Source organism: Streptomyces sp. NPDC012935 (genome assembly GCF_042900345.1).
In the GTDB taxonomy this organism is placed as follows: Bacteria; Actinomycetota; Actinomycetes; order Streptomycetales; family Streptomycetaceae; genus Streptomyces.
In genome coordinates, this window is record NZ_JBIBBC010000006.1 from 233,469 (window position 1) to 258,358 (window position 24,890).

A 24,890-nucleotide genomic window follows, 5' to 3' on the forward strand; every position below is an offset into this window, starting at 1 on the left:
TCCGGCCTTCCGGCCCGGCTCACAGCTCCTTCTCGTACCAGGCGACGTCCCAGTACCGGCCGAACTTGCGGCCCACCTCGCGGTACGTGCCGACGTACCGGAAGCCGAACCGCTCGTGCAGCCGGGTGGACGCCTCGTTCGGCTGGGCGATACCGGCGTAGGCGCGGTGCACGTCCTCGCCGTCCAGGGCCTCGAACAGGGCCTTGTAGAGGAGGGTGCCGACGCCTCGGCGTCCGGCGTCCGGTGCGAGGTAGACGGTCACCTCGACAGAGGTCTCGTAGGCGGGCTTCGGCCGGAAGGCGCTGGATGTGGCGTAACCGAGAATCCGCTGTGAGTCGGCCCCAGGAGCCCCCTGGGTGGCAACCATCAACCGGTGCGGGCCGTCTTCAGGGTGGGAGAGCAGCCAAGGGCGGCGCTCTTCCGGCGTGAAGAGGGCGGTATCGAATGTGATCGGCGTCTCACGTACATAGTGGTTGTAGATGTCGGTGAGGGCTTCGAGGTCACTCTCGACTCCCGGTCTGACCTGCACCTCTGTACGTGCCGACGGCATCATGCCTCCTCGTGTGGCCGGACAGGGTACTGCAAGATCAGAAAAATACGGGGGTGGGTTGGGAATTCTGTCCTGATTCCAGTCGTTGTTTCCATCGGATGCAGGGCACTCGAGAAGAGTCCCAAGCGTTCACGAATCACCCGCCCGCCCACATCGCAAGGGAGCACGCATGGCAACCCGTGCCGTCGCCCGTCGTCAGTCCGCCACCGGCGAGACCGTCGACAAGGCACGCAGTGTTCGCGCCCATGGCGGCGAGATCGCGGACCGCGACCTGGTCGGCATGTACCTCGACGAGATCGCGCGCACGCCGCTTCTCGACGCAGCCAAAGAGGTCGAGCTGTCACAGATCATCGAGGCGGGTGTGTTCGCAAGGCAGGTCCTCGACGGCTACGAGGAGGCCAGGGCGGACGCCACCCGCGAGGAGCTCGAGGCCCTGGTCGCCGACTCGGAGCGGGCCAAGGACATCTTCATCCGCTCCAACCTCCGCCTGGTCGTCGCGGTGGCCCGCCGCTACCCGCGCAGCGGCCTGCCCCTCCTCGACCTGATCCAGGAGGGCAACGCCGGCCTGGTGCGCGCGGTGGAGAAGTTCGACTACCGCAAGGGCTTCAAGTTCTCCACGTACGCCACCTGGTGGATCCGCCAGGCGATCACCCGCTCCATAGCTGACCAGTCGCGCACCATCCGCCTCCCCGTCCACCTGGTGGAGGAGCTGGGCCGCATCCGCCGAGTGCAGCGCGAGTTCAACCGCGAGCACGGCCGCGACCCGGAGCCCGCGGAGATCGCCGCCGAGCTCGGTTCGAACCCGGACCGCGTGGTGGACGTCCTGGACTGGGCCCGCGACCCCGTCTCCCTGAACATGTCGGTGGACGACGAGGGCGAGACCCAGTTCGGCGACCTGCTGGAGGACACCTCCGCGGTCTCTCCGGAGCAGTCGGTCCTCACCCTCCTGCGCAGCGAGGAGCTGGACGACCTGATCGGCCGCCTCGACCAGCGCACGGCGTCCATCATCAAGATGCGGTACGGCATCGAGGACGGCCGCGAGCGCACCCTGACCGAGGTCGGCAAGGAGCATGGCCTCACTCGCGAGCGCATCCGCCAGATCGAGAAGCACGCTCTGCTGGAGCTGAAGAAGCTCGCGCGCAGCACCGGCTTCGACGCCGCGGCGTAACGTCACGGCCACAGGGCGTGCAAAGGGTGCGGCCGCGTACGCCGGGTGGCGAAAGACCGCGCAAACATGGCGCGTAACGCCGCTTTCAACCGACAGGACCCCGGGAACAAGACCTCCAGGCAAGGGAGTTCAGCCTCCGAGGCCACTGACCCGCACCGCACCGGGTCCCACTGACCAAGTCCCGACGCACTCCCCCCGGCGCCGGGACTTTCCCCGAGCCGGGCTTCGGCGCCCAACCCCCCTGGGTGCCGGGCCCGGCTCTCTCGCACGCCGGGGCAGGCCTGGAAGGGCGGGCCACCCCGTACCTGAACCACGGGGTGGCCCACCCGAATGGCAGATTGTGCCACATGGGCATAGCCTGCCGAGCGTGAGCAGCCCCACCCCCGCTTCCTCCCCGTCCCTCACGGAGCGACGCAAGGCGGCAACCCGCATGGAGATCGCCCGCGCCGCGGCCGGCCTCTTCGTGAAACGCGGCCTGAAGGCCACCCGAGCCGAGGACATCGCGCAGGCCGCCGGTATCGCCCCGCGCACCTTCTACCGCTACTTCGCCACCAAGGAAGAGGCGGTGGCCCCCCTCTACGCGGCAGGCGCCGACCGCTGGTCGCAAGCGGTCCGCAAGGCCCCGCCCGACCTCCCCCTTCCCCAGGCCCTGGAACACGCGGCCCGCCACACCCTCACCCCCGGCACCGCGGTCTCCACAGCCTCCTGGGACTGGGTCCGCACCCTGGTCCGCCTGGCCAACTCGAGCCCCGCGCTGAGGAAGGTGTGGGCGGAGGTCTGCCACGAGTCGGAGACGACGCTGGCGGAAGTACTCGCCGCGAGGTCGGCGGCCCCCGGCACCGACGACAACGTTGCCGAACGCCCTTCCCCCTCCCTCCACTTCGCAGCCGCAGTGGCCGCCGCCGCAGTACGAGTGGCCGTAGAAACCTGGGCAGCAGGCGACGCCCCACCAGAGGGCCCGCAGGGCCCGGCGGCCCTGGCGATGCGCAACCTGGCGACGCTGAGGGACTTTCCCTGGGAGGACGTATAGCCACGGCCGAAGCGATGGCGGCCCGCAGTCGCGTACGGCGGCAAGGGGACGCGTCGGGGGGCGTCCGCCCGCAGCGGCGGGCGTCAAGAAGCGGCCCCTCTTGAGTGACTTCAACCGCCCGACCGAGGACGGACACCCCCCCGACGCGGCCCCGACCCACCCCCCACCCGCAGGCGCTACGCGCACCCCCACTCACCCGGGCGGGCCGCCGCAGGCATGCCCTCACCCACCCCCGGACTCGCCAGCCCTCCTCAGCCGTCCCCCCAACTCCCGCACAGCCCGCGCCAGTTCGCCGGGCGACTCCACCACGAACTCGCACCCCACCATCGCCAACCGCACCCCCATCCACTCAACGGGATCACTACTGCTGCCCCGCAGCCGGCACCGCTCCGCCCCCACCGCCTCGGGCACCCCCAGCCACCCCGGCAACCGAGCCCCCACCACCTCGGCAGACGCCGCGAACGTGACCACGAACTCGTACGACTCCTGCCGCCGCCACATCGACTGCCGCAGATACTCCGCCGCACTCCCCGTAGGCAACTCCCGCGGAGCGAACCGCGCCCCCGTGGCGAACGGTTCGCTCACCCGGTCGACCCGGAACGTCCGCCAGTCCCCCCGGTCGAGGTCGTACGCGACGAGGTACCAGCGCCGCCCCGTCGACACCAGCCGATACGGCTCCACCAGCCGCCGCGACCCCGTCCCGTCCCCCGCCCGATACGCGAAGCGCAACCGCTCCTGCCCCGCCACACTCGCCGCCATCACCGTCAGCGTCTCGGGCGCGATACTCGCCCCGTCCCCACTGGTCAGCGGCGTGGTCGCGGCCTGCAGCGTGGAGACCCGATGCCGCAACCGCGACGGCAGCACCTGCTCCAGCTTCGCCAGCGCCCGCACGGACGCCTCCTCCACTCCCTCCACTGCGTGCCCGGCCCCCGCCCGCAGCCCGACCGCGATCGCCACGGCCTCCTCGTCGTCGAGGACGAGCGGCGGCATCGCCTTGCCCGCGACAAGCCGGTAGCCGCCGTCGGCGCCCATGCTCGCCTGCACGGGATATCCCAGCTCCCGCAGCCGGTCGATGTCCCGCCGCACCGTACGCCGGGACACCCCGAGCCGGTCGGCGAGTTCGCCGCCGGGCCATTCGCGGGGCGTCTGAAGCAGGGAGAGAAGAGTCAGGAGCCGTGCCGGAGTATCCGTCGTCATGTATCCGAGGATCCCCCAGAAGTAGGACACGGCCTGACCTAGTGCGGTCCTATCTTCGATGCATGACCTCCTCCGAAACGTCACCCGCACCTCAGCCCGCCCCAGGCGACCGCCGCCGATGGTTCGCCCTGGCGATCGTGATGACCGCGGCCTTCATGGACCTCGTCGACGTCACGATCGTCAACATCGCCATCCCGTCGATCCAGCGGGAGGCCGGCGCGAGCTTCAGCCAGATCCAGTGGATCACCGCCGGCTACGCACTCGCCTTCGCCGCGGGTCTGATCACGGGTGGCCGTCTCGGCGACATCCACGGCCGCAAGCGGCTGTTCCTCATCGGCATCGGCGGCTTCACCATCGCCTCGGCGCTGTGCGGCTTCGCGGCGAACCCGGAGATGCTGGTCGCCTCCCGCATCCTGCAGGGCGCGATGGCGGCGCTGATGGTCCCGCAGGTCCTGTCGATCGTGCACGCCACCTTCCCGGCGCACGAACGCGGCAAGGTGTTCGGCCTGTTCGGAGCGGTCGTGGGACTCGGCGCGGTCACCGGCCCGCTGCTCGGCGCCCTGCTGACGGAGTGGAACCTGTTCGGCCTCGAATGGCGCCCGATCTTCCTCATCAACCTCCCGGTCGGCATCGCGGGCCTGATCCTCGGCGGCCGCTACATCACCGAGTCCAAGGCGCCGAAGGCACTGAAGCTGGACCTGGTCGGCGTCGCCCTTGTCACGCTGGGCCTGCTGATGCTGCTGTACCCGCTGACGCGCGGCCGTGAGCTGGGCTGGCCGCTGTGGGGGTACGTGTCGATGGCGGGCGCGCTCGTCGTCCTCGCGGTGCTGGTGGCGTACGAGAGGCGGAAGGCGACCCGCGACGGCTCCCCGCTCGTCGAACTGTCACTGTTCAAGGTGAAGAGCTTCGCGGCGGGTATCGCGGTGCAGACCGTGTTCGGTGTGGCGCTCGGCATCTTCTTCCTGGTCTGGACGATGTACATGCAGTTCGGTCTGGGCTGGAGTCCGCTCAAGGCGGGCCTGACCGGGATCCCCTTCTCGATCGCGGTCTCGGTGGCGGCCGGCATGTCCGTGCAGGCGCTGGTGCCGCGCTTCGGCCGCAAGGTGCTGCAGGCGGGCGCGCTGGTGATGGCGCTCGGCGTCCTGCTCTACATCTGGGAGTCCGACCACTACGGCCTTTCCATCGCGCCCTGGCAGATGGCCCTGCCCCTGATCGTCATGGGTGTCGGCATGGGCCTGATCGTGGCCCCGCTGACGGACGCGATCCTGTCGGAGGTGCCGCGCGAGCACTCCGGTTCGGCGTCGGGCCTGATCAACACCGTGCAGCAGATGGGCAACGCGCTCGGCCTCGGCCTGGTGTCCGTCGTCTTCTTCGGCGTCATCGACGATCAGCTGGCCGAGGCGGCGCAGCGTCCGGCGGTGGGCGCGGCCTTCGTGGACGGCTTCCAGCACGCGCTGGGCTGGGTGGCCGCGGTGATGGCCGTCATCTTCCTGCTGATGTTCGCGCTGCCGAAGCGGCCCGCGCAGCACGTGGAGGGTGCGGGGGAGGAGGCGTCGCCGGCACCGGAGCAGGAGCCCGTGCTGGTGCCCTGAGAGCGGGGAGAGCGGGGCGGCGAGCGGAACCGCGGAGCAGCTCCCGAGAAGCGGGGGAGGGGCCCGGCACTTCGGTGCCGGGCCCCTCGGCATTCCCGTTCATGCCCGATTGAGCCCGAACCTGTTTACTTTCCGGAAATCCAGGCGTAGCCTCCCGCTGAAACCACAAGTTCGGGCACAGTTCGGAGGCGAACGGACATGTACGCACCGGAGCGGCAGCAGGAGATCCTCCGCCTCGCCCGTGACGGCGGCCGGGTGGACGTCCTGTCGCTGGCCGAGGAGTTCCAGGTCACGGCGGAGACGATCCGCCGTGACCTGAAGGCCCTCGACCGCGCCGGGCTCGTGCGCCGTGTGCACGGTGGCGCGATCCCCGCCGGGCGTCTGGACTTCGAGCCGGATCTCGCCGAGCGCGAGTCGACGGCGGCCGACGAGAAGGACCGGGTCGCGAAGGCGGCCGTCGCCGAGCTGCCGACCGAGGGCACGATGATCCTCGACGCCGGTACGACGGTGGCCCGCCTGGCCGCCGCGCTGCCGCTGGAGGCGTCCCTCACCGTCGTCACGCACAGCCTGCCGATCGCGGCCCGCCTCGCGGACCACCCCGGCATCCAGCTGCACCTGGTCGGCGGGCGGGTACGGCACCGTACGCGCGCCGCCGTGGACGCCTGGGCGCTGCGCGCGTACGGCGAGATCCGCGCCGACGTCCTGTTCGTCGCGGCCAACGGCTTCTCCGCCGAGCACGGTCTGACCACCCCGGATCTCGCCGAGGCCGCGGTGAAGCGGGCCGCGGTGGCCGCGGCCCGCCGCGTGGTGCTGCTCGCCGACTCCTCCAAGCACGGCCAGGAGCACTTCGCCCGCTTCGGCGACCTGAGCGACGTGGACCTGCTGATCACCGACAGCGGGTTGAGCCCGGAAGACGCCACCGCGATCGAGCGCGGGGGCACGGAAGTAGTGCGCGCATGATCCTCACCGTCACCCCGAACCCGTCCCTGGACCGCACCTACGAGGTGCCGTCCCTCGATCGCGGCGAGGTCATACGCGCCACCGGCGAGCGCATGGACCCGGGCGGCAAGGGCGTGAACGTCTCGCGCGCCGTCACGGCCGCCGGGCAGCGCACGGTCGCGGTCCTGCCCCTGGGCGGCGCGCCCGGCGCGCTCGTCGCCGACCTGCTCGACGCGCAGGGCATCGAGGTCGCCCCGGTGCCGGTCGCCGGGGCCACCAGGTCCAACATCGCGCTCGCGGAGTCGGACGGCGTGCTCACGAAGATCAACGCGCCCGGGCCGCAGCTGTCGGCCGCCGAGCAGGAACTCCTGCTGGAGACGGTCCGCGAGCAGTCGCCCGACGCCGACTGGATCGCCTGCTGCGGCAGCCTGCCGCGGGGGCTCGCCCCGTCCTGGTACGCCGATGTCGTCACCCGGGCGCACGCGGGCGGCGCGCGGATCGCGCTGGACACCTCCGGGCGCGCTCTCCTCGAAGCGCTGCGTGCCCGGCCCGACGTGGTGAAGCCGAACGCCGAGGAGCTCTCGGAGGCCGTCGGGCGCCCCCTGACCACCGTGGGCGACGCGCTGAAGGCCGCCGAGGAGCTGCGCGCGATGGGCGCCGGCGCCGTACTGGCGAGCCTGGGCGCCGACGGGCAGCTGCTCGTGGACGGCTCTGGCGCCTGGTTCGGCAGCGCGCGCGTGGACGTCGTACGCAGCAATGTCGGCGCCGGTGACTCCTCCCTCGCCGGCTTTCTGATCGCCGGGGGAGCCGGGCCCGAGGCGCTGGCCTCCGCGGTCGCGCACGGTGCGGCGGCCGTACAGCTGCCCGGCAGTGTGATGCCCTCGCCGGCCGATCTGGACCCGACCGCGGTGACGGTCACCGCCGAGGTGCCGGTGGACCGCGTACTGAAGGAGCCGGTGTCATGACGAATGTCGTGGTTGTCACAGTTCTTGCCGATCCGGATCGTGACCGGCGAAGCTCGGCGTTACTCACGGCCACCGACGGACGGCAGAGCGACCTGAGCCGCTCTGCCGCCCGTGGGAGGCGGGTTCTCCCCGACCCCGCCTCCCTCGACCTCGCCTCCCCCCACCGCATTCATGCCGCCCCCCACGGCACCCCCGTCCCCTTCACCGCCCACCAGACTCCCCGGGCGATACGCGTGCGAAGGAGCCCGCGATGAGCGACATGATCACCGCGGACCTGGTCGATCTCGACCTGTCCGCCGACACAAAGGACGCGGCGGCGCGTGCCCTCGCCGAGCGCATGGTGGCCCTGGGCCGGGTGACCGACCTGGAGGGCTTCCTCGCCGACGTGGCCGCCCGCGAGGCACAGATGCCGACCGGCCTCGACGGTGGCATCGGCATCCCGCACTGCCGCAGCGAGCACGTCACCGAGCCGACGCTCGCCTTCGGGCGCAGCACCGCCGGCATCGACTTCGGCGCCGCGGACGGCCCCGCCGACCTGATCTTCCTGATCGCTGCTCCGGCGGGCGCGGACGACGCCCACCTGACGATCCTGTCGTCGCTGGCCCGGCAGCTGATGAACCCCGAGTTCACGGACGCGCTGCGGTCGGCGGGGGACGCGGCGTCGGCGGCGGCGCTGATCCGGGGGGAGGAGCCGGAGGCGGAAGGGCCGGCCGAGGCGGAGGGGCCGGCCGACACCACCGGTTCCGAAGGCTCTGGAGTCATTGAAGGCTCCCAGGACTCCGTGGCGTCGTCGGTGGCGGCCTCCGCCGACGACGCCACGGGCACCACCACCCCTGCCGAGGGCGCTTCCTCCGAAGCCACCACGGAGACCCCCGGCGACCGCCCCTTCCGTATCGTCGCCGTCACCTCCTGCCCGACCGGCATCGCCCACACGTACATGGCGGCCGAGTCGCTGGAGAACGCGGGCCGCGACGCAGGCGTCGAGCTCGTCGTCGAGACGCAGGGCTCGGCCGGCTTCACCCGCCTGGACCCGGCCGTCATCGCGGCGGCGGACGGCGTGATCTTCGCCCACGACGTGGCCGTACGGGAGAAGGACCGGTTTGCCGGAAAGCCCACCGTCGACGTCGGCGTGAAGGCGGGCATCAACCGCCCCGCCGACCTCATCTCCGAGGTCCGTGCCAAGGCCGAGCGCGGCGAGGCCACCGCGGCCGCCCGGCCCGGCACCCCCGTCGAGCGCGCCGGCGAGCCCGGCGAGGGCTACGGCACCAAGCTGCGCAAGTGGCTCATGTCCGGCGTGAGCTACATGGTCCCGTTCGTCGCGGCGGGCGGTCTGCTGATAGCCCTCGGGTTCGCGATCGGCGGCTGGGAGATCGACAAGGCTCAGCCGGTCACTGAGCACTTCGACTGGCTCCAGGTCGACAGCTGGGCTGCGCTGCTGTTCCAGATCGGTGGCGTCGCCTTCGGCTTCCTGATCCCCGTCCTCGCCGGGTACATCGGATACGGCATGGCGGACCGGCCGGGTCTCGTCCCGGGCTTCGTCGGCGGCATGATCGCGGCCAACATCAACGCCGGTTTCCTCGGTGGTCTGGCCGCCGGTCTGATCGCCGGTGGCGTGGTCCTCGGTATCCAACGGATCAAGATCCCGCCGGTGCTGCGCGGCATCATGCCGGTGGTCGTGATTCCGCTGATCTCGTCGATGGTCGTCGGCTTCCTGATGCTGGTGGTGATCGGCAAGCCCATCGCCGAGGCTCAGAAGGCCATGACGGACTGGCTGGGCGGCCTCTCCGGCACCAACGCCGCCCTGCTCGGCATCCTGCTCGGCCTGATGATGTGCTTCGACCTGGGTGGCCCGGTCAACAAGGTCGCGTATGCCTTCGCCACCGCCGGTATCGCCGTGCAGGATCCCAGCGACTCGGCGATGAAGGTGATGGCCGCCGTGATGGCCGCCGGCATGGTCCCGCCGCTCGGCATGGCCCTCGCCACCACGATCCGCAAGAAGCTGTTCACCACCGCCGAGCGCGAGAACGGCAAGGCCGCCTGGGTCCTGGGGGCCTCCTTCATCTCCGAGGGCGCGATCCCCTTCGCGGCCGCCGACCCGCTGCGCGTGATCCCCGCCTCCATGGCGGGCGGCGCGGTCACCGGCGCGCTGACCATGGCCTTCGGCTCGACGCTGCGCGCCCCGCACGGCGGCATCTGGGTCACCTTCCTGATTGGCAAGCCGTTCCTCTACCTGCTGGCCATCGCGGCCGGTACGGCGGTCACGGCGGGCTTGGTCATCGTCCTGAAGGGCATGCGCAGGACGGTTCCCGAGGGCGCCGCAGCCGCTGAGCCCTCGGCGGCGACGACCGCGGAGGCGAAGCAGCCGGTGGCCGCATAAGCCCTCCGCCGGGCAAGTCGCCGGCTTGTCCCTTTGCGGGCGCCGTGAGTTGTTCACGGCACCTGCGAGATACGTCACGGTCCGGGCCCAATGGCCCGGACCGTGTTGTCTACTGGAGCGTATGCCTGAGAACGTCTCGATCATCCAGCTGCTGGGCCCGGTCGTCCTCGCCCTGGCGGCCGTGCTGTGGGTGATGGGGCTGGCCCGCCTCCTGCGCCGCACCCGCCCCGAGGCCGCCCCCGGGACGCTCCCCGGCCTCCCGCACCAGCGGCAGACCGCCCCGGCCCTGGAAGCCGTGGAACTGACCCCGGCAGAACGGGACGCGTTCGCCGGCCTGGTGCGCCAACTGGACGACAGCCGCTGAAGGGTTGAGCCGCTCGGACGGGCTGCCTCCGGCGCCCGCGCCGCCCTCGCGGCCCCAGCGCCGCCCTCGCGGCACTCGCGCCGCCCTCGCGGCACCTGCACCAGGCCTCACGGCACCTGCACCAGCCCTCGCGGCACCCGCGCCGCCTGCGCAGCCCTGAGGCACCCGCATCAGCCCCGCGGCACCCGCGCCGCCCCTGAGGCACCCGCACCAGCCCTACGGCACCTGCCGCCGCCCCCTGAGGCACCCGCGCCAGCCCTACGGCACCTGCGCAGCCCGCCGTTCCATCGCGTCGCGTGCCGCGTCCTCGCTGGTGTACACCTCGCACATGTGCCGGCCGTCGGGCGTGGCTGTGTGCTCGACCTCCCAGAGGGAGATCTCCTTGCCGTCGCGGAGCAGGAAGGCGTGCTCGTAGAGCGAGAAGCACAGCCCGGGGCGCCCCGCGCGGCCGGGGCGGCCGAATGCCTGGGTGATCTGGTGCGCGAACGCCGTGGCCAGCAGCGCGGCCGTGGCCGCGTCCGGCCGGTCCGGGTTCTCCGCGCGGCGCAGCAGCCGGCGCGCGTGGTCCGCCGAGTCGTCCGGCACATAGGCGTGCCGGGGCGCGGGGATCGGCGACAGCTGCACCGTCACCGGCAGTTCGAAGTCCGGCGCGTCCGGCGGCAGCGGCAGCCGCCCGGTCGCGGCGCGCAACTCCTCCTCGTCGACGTACACCTCGTGCTGCGGGGCCCGGCCCCGCGCGGTGTTGTGGACGAGCTCCCACAGTGTGAGTGCCGACCCGTCGGCGAGCAGCCAGGTGTGCCGGTACGTCTCTCGATGCAGCCCCGCGCTGTGGTGCGCGGAGTGCAGTGAGCTGTCGTGAGCCAGCGCAGAGTCGAGCCGCCGTATCGTCTCGTCGGGCAGCTCGAACGAGTTCAGGGCACGGCCGAGGAGTCGCGCGAGGTGCTCCTCCGGAGACTCCGGCGACTCGGGTGGTTCGTACGCTGCCGTCTCGTACGGAACGCTCAAGGTTTCTCCCGGCGTTGCTGCATGTCACCTTGTGGGTGCATACCGTAGCCCCTCGGTCGGACATCATGTCCGGGAACCGAGAAAACGTACGTCCGGTAAAACGCGCGGGCCGCGCGAGAAGTTCCCGCGCGGCCCGACGAACTGTCAAGAATCCCTGCTCGGACGGCACTTCAGTGGGTCACGCGGCGCTGCCCGCGACCCACTCGTTCCACGACATGTTCCAGCCGTTGAGTCCGTTGTCCGGCGTCACGGTCTTGTCGGGGGAGTTCTTGACGATCACCACGTCACCGAGGATCGAGCTGTCGTAGAACCACTTGGCGGGGGTGTCCCCCTGCCCGCCCTTCATGTCCTGCAGACCGACGCAGCCGTGGCTGGTGCCCTGGCGGCCGAAGGGCGGATTGCCCTGGCTGTACCAGTAGTTGCCGTGCAGGAAGGTCCCCGACTGCGTCAGTCGCATCGCGTTCGGCACGTCCTTGATGTCGTACGCGTTGGCGAGATCGACCGTGCGGCTGTCCATGCGGACCTTCTTGTACTTCTCGGAGATCACCATCTGCCCGTTGTAGGTGGAGAACTCCGAGCTGCCCGCCGAGATCGGCACCGACTTGACCGTCTTGCCGTCGCGCACGACCGTCATCGTCTGCGTGTTGACGTCGACCGTGGAGACCTGCGAGCGCCCGACGGTGAAGGTGACCGTCTTCTTCTGCACCCCGTAGACGCCGTTCGCGCCCTCGACCCCGTCCAGGTCGACCTTCATCGTGACCTTGGAGCCGGCCTTCCAGTACGCCTCGGGCCGGAAGTCGAGCCGCTGCCCGTTGAACCAGTGCCCGACCACCTTCTGGCCGCTGCTGGAGGTGACGGTGATGTGCGACTGGACGTCCTTCTTGTTGCTGATCGCCTTGTCGAAGTTGAACGACACCGGCATGCCGACGCCGACCGTGGTGCCGTCGTCGGGCGTGTACGTCCCGACGAAGCTGTTGGCCTTCGACACCGTCGTGAAGGTCGAGTCGGCCGCGGCGTTGCGCCCGTCGGCATCCTTCGCGGTGGCCGAAATCTGGTATTTCGTCCCGCGCTCCAGCTGCTCCTTCGGCTTCCAGCTGACCCCGTCGGCGGCCAGCGAGCCCGGCACGGCCTGCCCGGTCCCGGCCACCGTCATCTTCACCTCAGTCAGCTTGCCGTCACTGACCTTCACACCGGTCGAGTTGATCGACGCCCCCGTCGAGCCGTCCTTCGCCGAGATCGCGATCTGCGCTGCGGAAGTCTTGGACGAACCATTGCCGCCCTTTCCGTCCTCGTGATCGGCGTTGGCGCTCCCACCGCAGGCGGTGAGCGTCAGAGCGCCGATCATCAGGGCGGCACATGCCCCCACTGTGCGCCGCGCTGCTATGTCCGGCGTTGTCACGAGATACTCCATCTTCATGCGATCTACGGGATCCGTTCCGTTCCACGGTGGAAGAGGCCACCGCCACGGGACCGGGTTCCCAACGTGCGCCGTGAACGCCATCACGTGACACAACCGGGACAATCGGCCGCGGCGCCCGCACCGGAGGCCTACGTTGCCGGTCCCTGTCACCGTTGCCCGTACAACTCCCCGTACGACGGCCACACTCCACCCGGCCCGTCCACCGGCACAGCCGCCCGCACGGCCCGCACGATCGCCCGCGTCAGCACGTCCGCGCCCGCCGCGAGAAGCTCGTTCAGCGCGAGGGGCTGCCCGGCGTCGAGCGGGCGTTCCCCGGTGGCCAGCGCGAACACGGTGTCCCCGTCATTGAGCAGATGCACCGGTCGTACGGCCCGCGCGATGCCGTCGTGCGCCGTGCCGGCCAGCTTCTGCGCCTGCGCCTTCGTCAGGTCCGCATCGGTGGCGACCACAGCGAGAGTGGTGTTGAGCGGTGGCGGCGCGTTCTTCGCCGCGATCTCGGCGAGGCTTTGGCGCGCGGCCTCGTGGACGCTCTCCTGCGGGTAGTCCACGCGCCCCTGGAACAACTCCCCGTACAGGACCCCGGTTTCGGGATCCACGACCGAACCCGCCGCGTTGGCCACCACCAGCGCGGCCACCGTGATCCCCGAGTCGAGGACGACGCTCGCGGTGCCGATCCCGCCCTTGACCGGTCCGACAGTCGCCCCCGTGCCGGCGCCCACGCAGCCCTCCCGCACCGGGTCGCCGGGTTCGCTCGCCGCGGCCGCCTCGACCGCCGCCCGCCCGGTGGCCGCGTCCGGCCGCGCCCGGAAGTCACCGCCCCGGCCGAGATCGAAGACACACGCGGCGGGCACCACCGGCACGACATGAGCCGGATCCACCCCGACGCGCACGCCGCGCCGCTGCTCCTCCAACCAGGCCATCACCCCGGACGCCGCGTCCAGCCCGTACGCGCTGCCCCCGGTCAGCACGATCGCCTCGACCTTCTGCACGAGGTTGCGCGGATCGAGGGCGTCCGTCTCCTTGGTGCCCGGACCGCCGCCGCGGACGTCCACGGCGGCGACGGCCCCGCCCTCGGGCGCCAGGACGACCGTGGTGCCGGTCAGCCAACCGTCGCCGGTACGCGTCGCATGCCCCACCCGCAGCCCGGCGACATCTGTCAGTGCGTCAACTGTCATGGGCCCAGTCTCGTCCAGTCACCTGCGCGGCCCCGCGAAGACCGGCCATACGTGGCCGGCCGGGGCACGGTGCCTGACCGGACCCAACTGTCAGGCGACCGGCGTCTCCGCCGTCGTCCCGTGTCCTCGGGCCGACCTGGTGGCCGTCAGCGTCTCCCCGGTCACCACCGCCACCGCCGTGACGATGCCGGCCACGAGAACCGCCCAATCGCCCAGGAAGGTGCAGCAGATCACCAGCAGAGCCGTGGTCGGCAGCACCAGCTGCTGGGTGATCCCCACCTTGAAGTAGCGCGAGTGCAGCGCCCACACCGTGAGGAGATAGAGGGCCGTAGGCAGGGTCACCGCGGCCGACGCCGCCAGCGTCGAGATGTGCGCCTTGCCCACGGTCTGCTCCACCGCCACCTCCAGACCCGCGCCGATCGCGGCCGCCGACGCGAACACCACGTAGTGGCCGTAGCCCCACAGGAACGCCTGTCTGTTGGAGCGCAGATGGCCGTGGATCGGCACCACGAAGTAGATCCACCAGGCGGCGAAGATGATCAGCAGTCCGCCCGCGGCGATCGGCAGGACATCGCCCAGCGCGTCGTTCTCGTCGATGCCGGTCTTCACCGCCACCGTGGCCGCGGCGATGGTCTCGCCGAGCACGATGATCGTGAACAGTCCGTACCGCTCGGCGATGTGATGCGGGTGCCAGGACGTGGGGTGCTCCCTCTCCGCGAACGGAGGCACGCACATCTCCAGGATCGCCATCACCAGGAACAGCCAGGGTCTGGCGTCCTCGGGCAGGAGCACCAGGCCCACCCAGCCGGCCTGGCACAGCAGCACGCCGCCGGCGTACCGCAAAGCCATTCTCCGCTCCGGGCCCTCACTCGACCTGGCCACCCGCAGCCACTGCGTCACCAGGGCAAGCCGCATGATCACATAGCCCAGCAGCACCGCCACGTACTCGCGGCTTTCGAACGCCCGCGAGATCCCGGCCGCCAGGACCAGCACGCCGGCGATCTGGACCAGGGTGACGACCCGGTAGAGGATGTCGTCGTTGTCGTAGGCGGAGGCGAACCAGGTGAAGTTCATCCAGGCCCACCAGATGGCGAAGAAGACCATCGCGTAGTCGAGGATCCCCTGGCCCGCGTGGCTCTCGGCGACCGCGTGCACCAACTGGATGCCGGCCTGGGCGATGGCCACGACGAAGCACAGGTCGAAGAAGAGCTCCAGTGGAGTGGCGACCCGGTGCTCCTCACGCCGGCCACGGGCGGTGAGCCTGCGCAGCGGGCGGCGGTGCCCGGGTGGGCGGGGAGCGCCCGACGCGGGAGTGGAACTGGACGTCATGGGGACAAGCACAGCAGATGGAGCGGGGAATTTCTCCCGTAAGGGATCACCCGTGTGCGAGGGCGGGGGGCATCACCGCGCGGGCCGTACTCTGGACGTATGAGCACCGCCCCCGCCGCCCCCGAACCGCGTGAGCCGAAGCCCGCGCTGGTCTTCGACGACCCGCTGGACCAGCAGTCCTCGGACGACACGGACCGCGGGTGGGGCGAGCGGCCCGGTACCGGCGGCGACAGCGCGGCCGACCTGAAGCGCTTCCTCGACGAGAAGCCGCCCCACCACCTCTGAGCCCCTACTGCTGGCTGTGCCCCGAGCCGCGCTGGGCGATCAGGGCGTCGCGGATCTCCTTGAGCACCTCCAGCTCGGTCACCTCGATGACCTCCTGCGTGCCCTCCTTCGCCTTGCGGCGGGCCTCCACTCGGGCCAGGTACTTCGCCATGGGCAGGACCATCAGGAAGTAGACGACGGCCGCGGTGATCACGAAGCTGAGGGCCGCGCCGAGGACGGTCCCCCACAGGATCTGGATGCCCTGCTCGCCCTGGCACGTCGAGCTCAGGCACGAGCTGTAGTGATCGAGGTTCTTGGTGCCGATCGCTCCGACCAGTGGGTTGATGATCCCCTTCACCACCGCGTTGACGATGTTGGTGAACGCGGCGCCGATGACCACCGCTACCGCCAGGTCGACAACGTTCCCGCGCATCAGGAAGGCCTTGAAGCCGTCCCAGAGGCCCGGTTCCTTCTTCTCGCTCACCGCGGAGTCTCTCCTCGCATACGCAGGTTGTGGAACGAACAGCTCCGCAACCTACGTCAGCGTTACGCCATCCTGTCCAGTCAGGCCACCTGAACGAGGGGCTTGACAGGGCATCCAGCGCCATGTGCACGACATGCGCGATCCGGCTCAGCACAGCGTCACCGCCAGCCGCGCCGTAGCGCTCGCGCCGGCCAGGCGTGCCGCGGTGGAGCGCGGAACCGACAGCACGACCAGCGCCCCGCTCTCGCTCGCGGCGTCCAACGGCTCCGGCACCTTCGTCACCCGCGCCCCGCGCGCGACCACCCGGGCCTCACCGCCCGCCACGCTCTCCTGCGCGGCGATCACGTCGATCCGATCGCCGGGCCGCAGCAGCCGCACGGTGGCCCCGTCGGAGATCCGCACCGGCGCGGACACCCGCTCGACGGCACGCGCCCGCTCGACGGCCGGGTGCCGGCGGACCGGCTCCGCCACCGGATGCCCGCGCGCCCGGTCGGCCGCACCCGGGCCCGCTGCCACGAGCGCCGCCGCGGTCACCGCGAGCCCGGCGGCCACGGCTCGCCTGCGCTGCCGTACGAGCCGGTGCAGGCGATACCGCCCGCCGCGCACCCGCACCGGGGCGAAGTGCGGCACCTCGCAGACGGCGGGGGCGTCCGTGCCCAGCGGGAGCGGAGCAGCGGGGACGGGGGAGGGGGACGAGGGTGCAACGGACACGTGGACCACCACCTGCGACGACGGGAACGGCTTGCGAAGCCACGATGAGGCATCGCGCCGCCGCCCGCCGGAGCTCGTGGACTACCGACCGGTTGTGGACAACTCCCTCGCCCGAACGAGGAGTTCCGCCCTCCCGCGGACCCCCTACGGCAGCGCGAACCCCGGATCCATCCCGCCCAGCGCCTTGGTGCACAGGCAGTCCCGCTCGTCGTTCGCCGGCAGCGCGGCCACCGCGTCGAACAGCACGCCCCGCAGCCGGTCCACGTTCGCCGCGAACACCTGCAGCACCTCGTCGTGCGAGACGCCCTCGCCGGTCTCGGCACCCGCGTCCAGGTCGGTGACCAGCGTCAACGAGGTGTAGCAGAGCTCCAGTTCCCGGGCCAGCGCCGCCTCGGGGTGACCGGTCATGCCCACCACCGACCAGCCCTGAGCCTGGTGCCACAGTGATTCGGCACGGGTCGAGAAGCGGGGCCCCTCGACCACGACCAGAGTGCCGCCGTCCACCGGCTCCCAGTCCCGTCCCCGCGCCGCCTTCAGCGCGGCCGCGCGACCGGTGGGGCAGTAGGGGTCGGCCAGGGAGACGTGTACGACGTTCGGCACGGCGCCGTCGGGCAGCGGCAGTCCGTCGAAGTACGTCCCCACCCGGGACTTCGTACGGTCGACCAGCTGGTCCGGCACCAGCAGCGTGCCCGGTCCGTACTCGGGCCGCAGCCCGCCCACCGCGCACGGGCCGAGCACCTGGCGCGCGCCGAGCGAGCGCAGCGCCCACAGGTTGGCCCGGTAGTTGATCCGGTGCGGCGGCAGATGGTGGCCGCGTCCGTGCCGGGGCAGGAAGGCGACCCGCCGGCCGGCGATCTCGCCGAGGAAGAGTGAGTCGCTGGGCGGCCCGTAAGGGGTGTCGACCTGTATCTCGGTCACGTCGTCGAGGAACGAGTAGAAGCCGGAGCCGCCGATCACGCCGAGTTCCACGTTCGCCTTGTTCGCCATGCCCGCACCCTAACCGCACCGGGAAACGCCGAGGACCCCGTCGCCGGACGGCGAAAGGGTCCCGTAAGGAACGAGTCCTACGCGGCGGAGCTGCTGGAGGAGGTGCCGGCGCTCGACGGCTTCGAGTCCGAGGAGGACGAAGACGACGAGGAGGCGGACGAGGACGAGTCGGACGAGGAGGTCGTCGACGACTTCGACGACGCCGGCGAGCTGCTCGACGAGGAGCCGCGGCTGTCGTTCCGGTAGAAGCCGGAGCCCTTGAAGACGATGCCGACCGCGGAGAACACCTTCTTGAGGCGGCCCTGGCAGCTGGGGCACTCGGTCAGGGCGTCGTCGGTGAACTTCTGCACCGCTTCGAGACCCTCGCCGCACTCGGTGCACTGGTACTGATAGGTGGGCACTGTCTTCCTCCTGGCACTCTCACTCGATGAGTGCTAACGACGGTCCATAGTGACGTATTCCAGCCGCTCAGTCCACTGCCACCGGCACGCGGTGACCCACGCCACGTGCGACCGTCCGGCTGCCGGACCGTGTCTCCAGCCGCGACCGCAGCGCCACCAGGGTCGCGAGGGCAAGGAGAGTGCCGCCCATCGGCACCAGGAACCCGGCGCCGCCCCAGAAGCGGTCCTCCAGCTGACCTGCGACGGTGACGGCGGCGGCCTGGCCGAGCGCGACCGCACCCGTGAGCCAGGTGAAGGCCTCGGTGCGGGCACCGGCCGGGACCAGGCTCTCGACCAGGGTGTATCCGGTGATCAGCGCGGGTGCGATGCACATGCCGACGAGCAGACCGAGGCCGGCCAGGACGAGCACCGAGTGCGCGGCCCACAGGCCGGACGCGGTGAGCGCGAGGGCGGCGTATCCGATGAGCAGGCGGCGCTGCGGGGCGACCTTCCAGGCGATGGCTCCGCAGGCGATGCCCGAGAGCATGTTGCCCGCGGCGAAGGTGCCGTACAGGACGCCGTTCAGGCCGGGCTCGCCGATGGACTCGGAGAAGGCGGTCAGCGAGACCTGCATGCCGCCGAAGACGGAGCCGATGCCGAGGAAGGTCACGATCAGCACGCGCACGCCGGGGATGCGCAGCGCGGAAGTCTGCTCCACGCGCGTGTGCCCGACGGCGGTGACCGAGGGCTGCGTGCTCTTCTGCGCGGCGAACAGCAGACCGCCGAGCAACGTGAGCGCGGCCTCCGTGACCAGGCCCGCGGCCGGGTCGACAGCGGTGCACAGGGCGGTGGCCAGCAGCGGGCCGACGACGAAGGTCAGCTCGTCGGTCACCGACTCGAAGGCGGCGGCCGTCGTCATCAGGGGGGAGCCCTGGAGCTTCACGCCCCAGCGGGCCCGCACCATGGGTCCGACCTGCGGCACCGAGGCGCCGGTGGGCACGGCGGCGACGAACAGGGCCCACAGGGGCGCGTCGGTCAGGGCGAGCGTCGTCAGGGTCAGGCCCGACAGGGTGTGCAGCAGGATGCCGGGGATCAGGACGGCGCGCTGGCCGTAGCGGTCGGCGAGGCGGCCGCTGTAGGGCGCGAACAGCGCCATGGAGACGCCGGTGACGGCAGCGGCGGCGCCCGCCGCACCGTAGGAACCCGTGGTGTGCTGCACGAGCAGCACGATGGAGATGGTCAGCATCGCGAACGGCTGGCGTGCCGCGAAGCCGGGGAGCAGGAACGTCCAGGCGCCGCGGGTGCGCAGCAGCTGTCCGTATCCCGGGCGGGAGGAGGCCGGCGCGTCCTTCGACGGCTCGGTGGTGACCGTGGATGCCACGGCCCGTGCCTTTCTGCCGCCTGGTAGCGCGGCCCCTACGGGTGGGGGGCGGCGCCGAGAGCTGTCCTCTTGCGCGGAACTGCGGTAGATACCGGCGCCCACTTGAGGAAGGACGTCCCGGCCGCCATACGGTCGCGCCAGCTCTGCTTCAGGCAGAGTTGGTTCGATCTGGGTGCTCCTGCATAGTACAGGGGAAAGCGGCCGTTGATCCTGTGAAAATGAGCACTACGTGGCGCTCCACCTGCGATTGGGCAGGCGTCTCCGGCCGCCCCCGGCCGTCGCTCGGGCCGCCCCTCAGGCCTTCCCGTTCGTCCCCAGCCACCCGGCCAGCTTGCCCCCGGCGCCCACGGCGCGCAGCCGGCGCTCGGCGGCGTCCCGCACCGGGTCCGTGGCGACGACGAGCAGTTCGTCCCCGTGCCGCAGCACCGTGGTCGGCAGCGGAACGAACGACTTTCCCTCGCGGACGACGAGCGTCACGGCGGCCCCGGCGGGCAGCCGCAGCTCGTTGATCTCGACGCCGTGCATCTTCGAACCGTCTGGGATCACGAAGGACAGCAGGTGCCCGCGCAGCCGCTCCAGCGGCGCCGACTCGATGCCGAGGTCGTCGGCCTCGGGTCCCCGGCTCAGGTGCAGCTTGCGGGCCAGCCAGGGCAGGGTCGGACCCTGGACCAGGGTGTAGACGACGACCAGCACGAAGACGATGTTGAAGATGCGGCGGCTGTCCTCGACGCCGGCGACCATGGGGATCGTCGCCAGGATGATGGGCACGGCCCCGCGAAGCCCGGCCCAGGACATCAGGGCCTGCTCCCGCCAGGCGACGCCGAACGGCGTCAGGCACAGGACGACGCTCAGCGGGCGGGCCACCATGGTCAGCGCCAGCCCGATGACGAGGGCGGGCAGGATGTCGTCGCCCAGCTCGTGCGGGGTGACCAGGAGGCCGAGCAGGACGAACATGCCGATCTGCGCGATCCAGCCGACCCCGTCGGCGAACCCGCGCGTGGCGGGCCAGTGCGGCAGCTTGGCGTTGCCCATCACCATCGAGGCGAGGTACACGGCCAGGAAGCCGCTGCCGTGCGCCATCGCGCCCGCGGCGTACGCGGCGACGGCGATGGCCATGACCGCGATCGGGTAGAGACCGGAGGCGGGCAGCGCCACGTGCCGCAGGCCCCAGGAGCCCAGCCATCCCACGGCGAGACCGATGGCGGCGCCGATGGCCAGCTCCAGCAGTATCTCGCCCAGCAGCACGTACGAGTGCTCGATCGGACCGTGCGCCGAGAAGGCGACGACCAGGATGACCACGGGGGCGTCGTTGAAGCCGGACTCGGCCTCCAGCGTGCCGGTCACGCGCGAGGGCAGGGGAATCCGCCGTAGCACCGAGAAGACCGCGGCGGCGTCGGTCGAGGACACGACCGCCCCGATGATGAGCGCCTGCCGCCACTCCAGCCCGACCAGATAGTGCGCTGCCGCCGCCGTGACCCCGACGCTCACCGTGACCCCGGCCAGTGCCAGCGCGGTGGCGGCCGGAAGCGCAGGCTTGATCTCTGTCCACTTCGTGCCCAGACCGCCTTCGGCCAGGATCACGACCAGCGCCGCGTACCCGATGACCTGGGTCAGCTCGGCGTCGTTGAAGCTGATGCCGCCGATCCCGTCCTGGCCCATGAGGACGCCGATCCCCAGGTACACGAGCAGGCTGGGGAGCCCGCTGCGCGAGGAGATCCGGACCGCGGCGACCGCGACGAGCAGGACGAGCGAGCAGACGAGCAGGAGCTGGTTGAGGTCGTGGACAGTCAGCGGCCGTTCCCTTCCCTGGCCCGCACGCACGCGCGCGTGGGCTCACGTACATAGGACACGAAGTGGCGGTTCTCCGCACCCAACTACTTCGTTACCTTACCTAACTCTTGACGATTTCTTGACACTCGGGCAGGCATGATCGAACGTCCGTCCGCGCTGGTTCCCCACTCCGCGTCAAGGTGGAGCGGGCCCTGCGCCTATGGTTGCTCCAGCACTCCAGGACCGCCTGCCGCTCGCGTTAGGACAGCAAGGACAGCGATGCCCCCCAACACCACCGCCTCCACGGGTCAGCAGCCCGGCAAGTCCGGCAGGAAGAAGGGGCGCAGAGGCCGCCTGATCGTCATCGTGCTGGTCCTGGCCGTCGTGGCGGGCGTCACCGGCGGTGCGTACTGGTCCATCAGCACCGTGCGCGCCTCCTTCCCGCAGACCAAGGGGTCGATAACGCTCGACGGGCTGTCCGGGCCCGTCGACGTGAAGCGCGACGGCTACGGCATCCCGCAGATCTACGCCTCCTCCGACGAGGACCTGTTCATGGCGCAGGGCTTCGTCCAGGCGCAGGACCGGTTCTACGAGATGGACGTGCGCCGCCACATGACCTCCGGACGCCTGTCGGAGATGTTCGGCAAGAGCCAGGTCGACAACGACGAGTTCCTGCGCACACTGGGCTGGAACCGCGTGGCCGAGGAGGAGTACGAGAAGACGCTGTCCGACTCCACCAAGAAGTACCTCCAGGCATACGCCAAGGGAGTCAACGCCTACCTGGACGGCAAGAGCGACAAGGACATCTCCCTGGAGTACGCGGCCCTGGGGTTCGCCAACGACTACAAGCCGCAGAAGTGGACCCCGGTCGACTCGATCGCCTGGCTGAAGGCGATGGCCTGGGACCTGCGCGGCAACATGCAGGACGAGATCGACCGCGCCCTGATGACCAGCCGCCTGGGCCCCAAGGAGATCCAGGACCTGTACCCGGACTACCCCTACGGCCGGAACAAGACGATCGTCCAGGCGGGCCAGTACGACGAGGTCACCAAGACCTTCGAGCAGGGCTCCACGGCCGGCGCGGGGTCCTCCGCCGACAGCTCCGCGAGCGGCACGGGCACGGCCGCCGGCTCGGACGGCGCCGGGCTGCAGAGTCAGCTGTCGGGCCTCCAGGACGTCCTGGACGACCTGCCGACCGCCGTCGGCGTGAACGGCAACGGCATCGGCTCCAACTCCTGGGTGGTCGGCGGGAAATACACCATCACCGGCAAGCCGCTGCTGGCCAACGACCCGCACCTGTCGGCCTCGCTGCCGTCCGTCTGGTACCAGATGGGCCTGCACTGCCGCTCGGTCTCCAGCAAGTGCCAGTACGACGTCAGCGGCTACACCTTCGCGGGCATGCCCGGCGTGGTCATCGGCCACAACCAGGACATCTCCTGGGGCATGACGAACTCCGGCGTCGACGTCACCGACCTCTACCTGGAGAAGCTCTCCGGCGACGGCTACCTCTACGACGGCAAGACGCGCCCCTTCACCACGCGCGAGGAGACCATCAAGGTCGCCGGCGGCTCCCCCAAGAAGATCGTCGTCCGCGAGACCGGCAACGGACCGCTGCTGTCCGACCGCAGCAGCGAACTGGTGAAGGTGGGCAAGAAGGCCACCGTCGACACCGCCGCCCCCGACCGCGGCGACGGCTACGGCATCTCGCTGCGCTGGACCGCGCTCCAGGCGGGCACCACCATGGACGCCGTCTTCGCCATGGACAAGGCGAAGAACTGGACCGACTTCCGCGCCGCGGGCGCCCTGTTCGACGTGCCCTCGCAGAACCTGATCTACGCCGACACCGAGGGCAACATCGGCTACACGCTGCCCGGCAGGATCCCCACGCGCGCGCAGGGCTACGACGGATCCGTCCCGGCGCCCGGCTGGGAGTCCAAGTCCCGCTGGACCGGCTACATCGACGACGACGAGCTGCCGTACGAGTACAACCCGTCCCGCGGCTACATCGTCACCGCCAACCAGGCGGTGGTCGACAAGGCCAAGTACCCCTACACGCTCACCACGGACTGGGGTTACGGCGCCCGCAGCCAGCGCATCACCGATCTGATCCAGTCGAAGATCGACGACGGTGGCAAGATCTCCACCGAGGACATGCGTCAGATGCAGCTCGACAACAGCAGCGAGATCGCCAAGCTGCTGGTACCCAAGCTGCTGAAGATCGACATCGACGACAAGAACGTCCGGGACGCGCAGGAACTGCTGGAGGGCTGGGACTACACCCAGGACGCCGACTCGGCGGCCGCCGCCTACTTCAACTCGGTCTGGCGCAACATCCTCAAGCTCGCCTTCGGCAACAAGCTGCCCAAGGAGCTGCGGGTCAAGGGCCAGTGCCTGTGGGTCGACCCGGTCAACACCACCGGTCCCGCGGACGCGACGGAGAAGGTCCGCGAGTGCGGTGAGCGCGACGCCGACCAGGCGCAGCCGGACGGCGGCGACCGCTGGTTCGAGGTCGTGCGCAGCCTCATGGACGACGAGAAGAGCGACTGGTGGACGACGCCGAAGAACGGCACCCGTCCCGCGGCCACCGACCGTGACAGCCTGTTCGAGCGCGCCATGATCGACGCCCGCTGGGAACTGACCGCCAAGCTCGGCAAGGACATCGACACCTGGAGCTGGGGCCGGCTGCACCGCCTGTTCCTGAAGAACCAGACCCTCGGCACCGACGGCCCCGGGTTCGTCCAGTACGCCCTCAACCGCGGACCCTGGAAGCTCAGCGGCGGCGAGGCCACGGTCAACGCCAGCGGCTGGAACGCCGCCGGCGGCTACGGCGTCGTCTGGGTGCCGTCGATGCGGATGGTGGTCAACCTCGGCGACCTCGACAAGTCGAAGTGGATCAACCTCACCGGCGCCTCGGGGCACGCCTACAACGCTCACTACACCGACCAGACGAACAAGTGGGCCGACGGCGAACTGCTCGACTGGTCCTTCTCGGACGACGCGGTCGAGGAGAGCACGAGCGACACCCTGGTGCTCAAGCCGTGAGCCGCTGACGACCCACAGCCGAAGACGAACGCCGAAAGGGCCCTCCACGCACGCGTGGAGGGCCCTTCGCCTGTGCCGCCCGGGGGACTCAGTCCTCGCCGAACCTGCGCACACCGGACGGCGTCACCACCGCGTCCACCGGACGATCGTGCGGCTCTGCGGGGACGTGCTCGACGACCTCGGAGTCGTACAGCAGCACCACGCGCGCGGGATGCGCCCCCGCGCCCTCGAGGCGGGCCAGAACGCGGTCGTACGACCCGCCCCCGCGCCCCAGACGCATCCCGCGCGCGTCGACCGCGAGGCCCGGCAGCAGCACGACGTCGGCGCCGGTCACGGCGTCCCGGCCGAGGCGTTCGCCGGAGGGCTCGAAGAGGGCCATCTTTGCGGCGTGTTGGACGCGGGCGAGGGAGTCCTGCCCGAAGTAGGCACCCCAGTCGAGGTCGTTGTCGGGCAGGAGGGCGGGGAGCAGGACGCGTACGCCGCGGGCGCGCAGCGCGTCCAGCAGCGCGAGCGTGCCGGGTTCACTCCCCACGGAGACGTACGCCGCCACCACGCGCGCGTGCGCGAGCTCGGGCAGCTCCAGTGCCCGAGCCGCCAACGCGGTCGCCGTTTCCCGCAGGTCATCGGCCGTCAACCTGCTTCTCACCGAGATGAACTCTCGCCGCAACGTTCGCTTGTCAGTCTCGGCCGGACGTCCGGAGTGAGTCACTGGTCGCACCCGTACCCTTCCTAATGCGCTCATATGAGAGTGAATTAACCG

22 protein-coding genes are annotated in these 24,890 nt (G+C 70.7%); 9 read left to right on the forward strand and 13 right to left on the reverse strand.

Features of this window, described 5'->3' with window-relative positions; all coding sequences use genetic code 11:
* Positions 1-19: 19 nt before the first annotated feature.
* Complete coding sequence (locus tag ACFY5C_RS17490) at positions 20-550, reverse strand: GNAT family N-acetyltransferase (RefSeq protein ID WP_389445461.1); 531 nt, start codon at positions 548-550, stop codon at positions 20-22.
* 169 nt (positions 551-719) lie between these two features.
* Here ACFY5C_RS17490 and ACFY5C_RS17495 point away from each other — a divergent pair, with 169 nt between their 5' ends.
* Both ACFY5C_RS17495 and ACFY5C_RS17500 read left to right on the forward strand, forming a co-directional pair.
* A complete protein-coding gene (locus ACFY5C_RS17495; protein WP_389445148.1) occupies positions 720-1,718 on the forward strand; it encodes an RNA polymerase sigma factor RpoD/SigA in 999 nt (332 codons plus the stop codon).
* Between the two features lie 430 nt (positions 1,719-2,148).
* Entirely contained in the window at positions 2,149-2,748 is a 600-nt protein-coding gene (locus ACFY5C_RS17500; protein ID WP_389445463.1) for a TetR/AcrR family transcriptional regulator, read from the forward strand.
* A gap of 222 nt (positions 2,749-2,970) precedes the next feature.
* Here ACFY5C_RS17500 and ACFY5C_RS17505 read toward each other — a convergent pair whose 3' ends face one another.
* Positions 2,971-3,945: a helix-turn-helix transcriptional regulator gene (locus ACFY5C_RS17505; RefSeq protein WP_389445149.1), complete on the reverse strand. Its 975-nt coding sequence runs from the start codon at positions 3,943-3,945 to the stop codon at positions 2,971-2,973.
* 62 nt (positions 3,946-4,007) lie between these two features.
* Between ACFY5C_RS17505 and ACFY5C_RS17510 the strand changes: the two genes are divergently transcribed.
* The 5 genes from ACFY5C_RS17510 to ACFY5C_RS17530 all read left to right on the forward strand — a co-directional run bounded on the left by ACFY5C_RS17510 (position 4,008) and on the right by ACFY5C_RS17530 (position 10,182).
* A complete protein-coding gene (locus ACFY5C_RS17510) occupies positions 4,008-5,537 on the forward strand; it encodes an MFS transporter (RefSeq protein WP_389445151.1) in 1,530 nt (509 codons plus the stop codon).
* Positions 5,538-5,735: 198 nt separating this feature from the next.
* Positions 5,736-6,497, forward strand: coding sequence for a DeoR/GlpR family DNA-binding transcription regulator (locus tag ACFY5C_RS17515; RefSeq protein WP_328427065.1), 762 nt, complete (start codon positions 5,736-5,738; stop codon positions 6,495-6,497).
* Positions 6,494-7,441, forward strand: a complete 948-nt coding sequence (pfkB, locus tag ACFY5C_RS17520) for a 1-phosphofructokinase (RefSeq protein ID WP_389445153.1) — start codon at positions 6,494-6,496, stop codon at positions 7,439-7,441. Before ACFY5C_RS17515 ends, pfkB begins: the two co-directional genes overlap by 4 nt.
* A gap of 250 nt (positions 7,442-7,691) precedes the next feature.
* A complete protein-coding gene (locus tag ACFY5C_RS17525; protein WP_389445154.1) occupies positions 7,692-9,818 on the forward strand; it encodes a fructose-specific PTS transporter subunit EIIC in 2,127 nt (708 codons plus the stop codon).
* 121 nt (positions 9,819-9,939) lie between these two features.
* Positions 9,940-10,182: a hypothetical protein gene (locus ACFY5C_RS17530; protein WP_389445155.1), complete on the forward strand. Its 243-nt coding sequence runs from the start codon at positions 9,940-9,942 to the stop codon at positions 10,180-10,182.
* A gap of 258 nt (positions 10,183-10,440) precedes the next feature.
* On the opposite strand, the gene ACFY5C_RS17535 is transcribed toward ACFY5C_RS17530, so the two are convergent.
* The 4 genes from ACFY5C_RS17535 to ACFY5C_RS17550 form a co-directional block, all read right to left on the reverse strand.
* The gene (locus ACFY5C_RS17535) at positions 10,441-11,187 is read right to left on the reverse strand and encodes a DUF6227 family protein (RefSeq protein WP_389445157.1); all 747 of its coding nucleotides are present in this window, start codon (positions 11,185-11,187) and stop codon (positions 10,441-10,443) included.
* 178 nt (positions 11,188-11,365) lie between these two features.
* Positions 11,366-12,586 (reverse strand): Ig-like domain-containing protein, encoded by a 1,221-nt coding sequence (locus tag ACFY5C_RS17540; protein ID WP_389445465.1) that lies wholly within the window; start codon positions 12,584-12,586, stop codon positions 11,366-11,368.
* Between the two features lie 167 nt (positions 12,587-12,753).
* Positions 12,754-13,782 carry a P1 family peptidase gene (locus ACFY5C_RS17545; protein ID WP_389445158.1) on the reverse strand — a complete coding sequence of 343 codons (1,029 nt, stop codon included), beginning with the start codon at positions 13,780-13,782 and terminating at the stop codon, positions 12,754-12,756.
* A 90-nt stretch (positions 13,783-13,872) separates the two neighbouring features.
* Positions 13,873-15,111, reverse strand: coding sequence for a low temperature requirement protein A (locus ACFY5C_RS17550; RefSeq protein WP_389445160.1), 1,239 nt, complete (start codon positions 15,109-15,111; stop codon positions 13,873-13,875).
* A gap of 99 nt (positions 15,112-15,210) precedes the next feature.
* Here ACFY5C_RS17550 and ACFY5C_RS17555 point away from each other — a divergent pair, with 99 nt between their 5' ends.
* The gene (locus tag ACFY5C_RS17555) at positions 15,211-15,396 is read left to right on the forward strand and encodes a hypothetical protein (RefSeq protein WP_362384496.1); all 186 of its coding nucleotides are present in this window, start codon (positions 15,211-15,213) and stop codon (positions 15,394-15,396) included.
* A 4-nt stretch (positions 15,397-15,400) separates the two neighbouring features.
* Here ACFY5C_RS17555 and mscL read toward each other — a convergent pair whose 3' ends face one another.
* From mscL to ACFY5C_RS17585, 6 genes are all read right to left on the reverse strand, one after another.
* The gene (mscL, locus tag ACFY5C_RS17560; protein WP_389445162.1) at positions 15,401-15,859 is read right to left on the reverse strand and encodes a large conductance mechanosensitive channel protein MscL; all 459 of its coding nucleotides are present in this window, start codon (positions 15,857-15,859) and stop codon (positions 15,401-15,403) included.
* 147 nt (positions 15,860-16,006) lie between these two features.
* Positions 16,007-16,579, reverse strand: a complete 573-nt coding sequence (locus tag ACFY5C_RS17565) for a hypothetical protein (RefSeq protein WP_389445466.1) — start codon at positions 16,577-16,579, stop codon at positions 16,007-16,009.
* A gap of 135 nt (positions 16,580-16,714) precedes the next feature.
* Complete coding sequence (locus ACFY5C_RS17570; RefSeq protein WP_389445163.1) at positions 16,715-17,557, reverse strand: S-methyl-5'-thioadenosine phosphorylase; 843 nt, start codon at positions 17,555-17,557, stop codon at positions 16,715-16,717.
* A gap of 77 nt (positions 17,558-17,634) precedes the next feature.
* Complete coding sequence (locus tag ACFY5C_RS17575; RefSeq protein WP_389445165.1) at positions 17,635-17,958, reverse strand: FmdB family zinc ribbon protein; 324 nt, start codon at positions 17,956-17,958, stop codon at positions 17,635-17,637.
* Positions 17,959-18,025: 67 nt separating this feature from the next.
* Positions 18,026-19,318 (reverse strand): MFS transporter, encoded by a 1,293-nt coding sequence (locus tag ACFY5C_RS17580; protein ID WP_389445166.1) that lies wholly within the window; start codon positions 19,316-19,318, stop codon positions 18,026-18,028.
* A gap of 294 nt (positions 19,319-19,612) precedes the next feature.
* Entirely contained in the window at positions 19,613-21,139 is a 1,527-nt protein-coding gene (locus ACFY5C_RS17585) for a potassium/proton antiporter (protein WP_389445168.1), read from the reverse strand.
* Positions 21,140-21,367: 228 nt separating this feature from the next.
* On the opposite strand from ACFY5C_RS17585, the gene ACFY5C_RS17590 reads away from it, so the two are divergent.
* Entirely contained in the window at positions 21,368-24,130 is a 2,763-nt protein-coding gene (locus ACFY5C_RS17590) for a penicillin acylase family protein (RefSeq protein WP_389445169.1), read from the forward strand.
* A gap of 88 nt (positions 24,131-24,218) precedes the next feature.
* Here the strand turns inward: ACFY5C_RS17590 and ACFY5C_RS17595 are convergent, their stop codons facing one another.
* Positions 24,219-24,872: a 5-formyltetrahydrofolate cyclo-ligase gene (locus tag ACFY5C_RS17595; protein ID WP_389445171.1), complete on the reverse strand. Its 654-nt coding sequence runs from the start codon at positions 24,870-24,872 to the stop codon at positions 24,219-24,221.
* Positions 24,873-24,890: the final 18 nt, after the last annotated feature.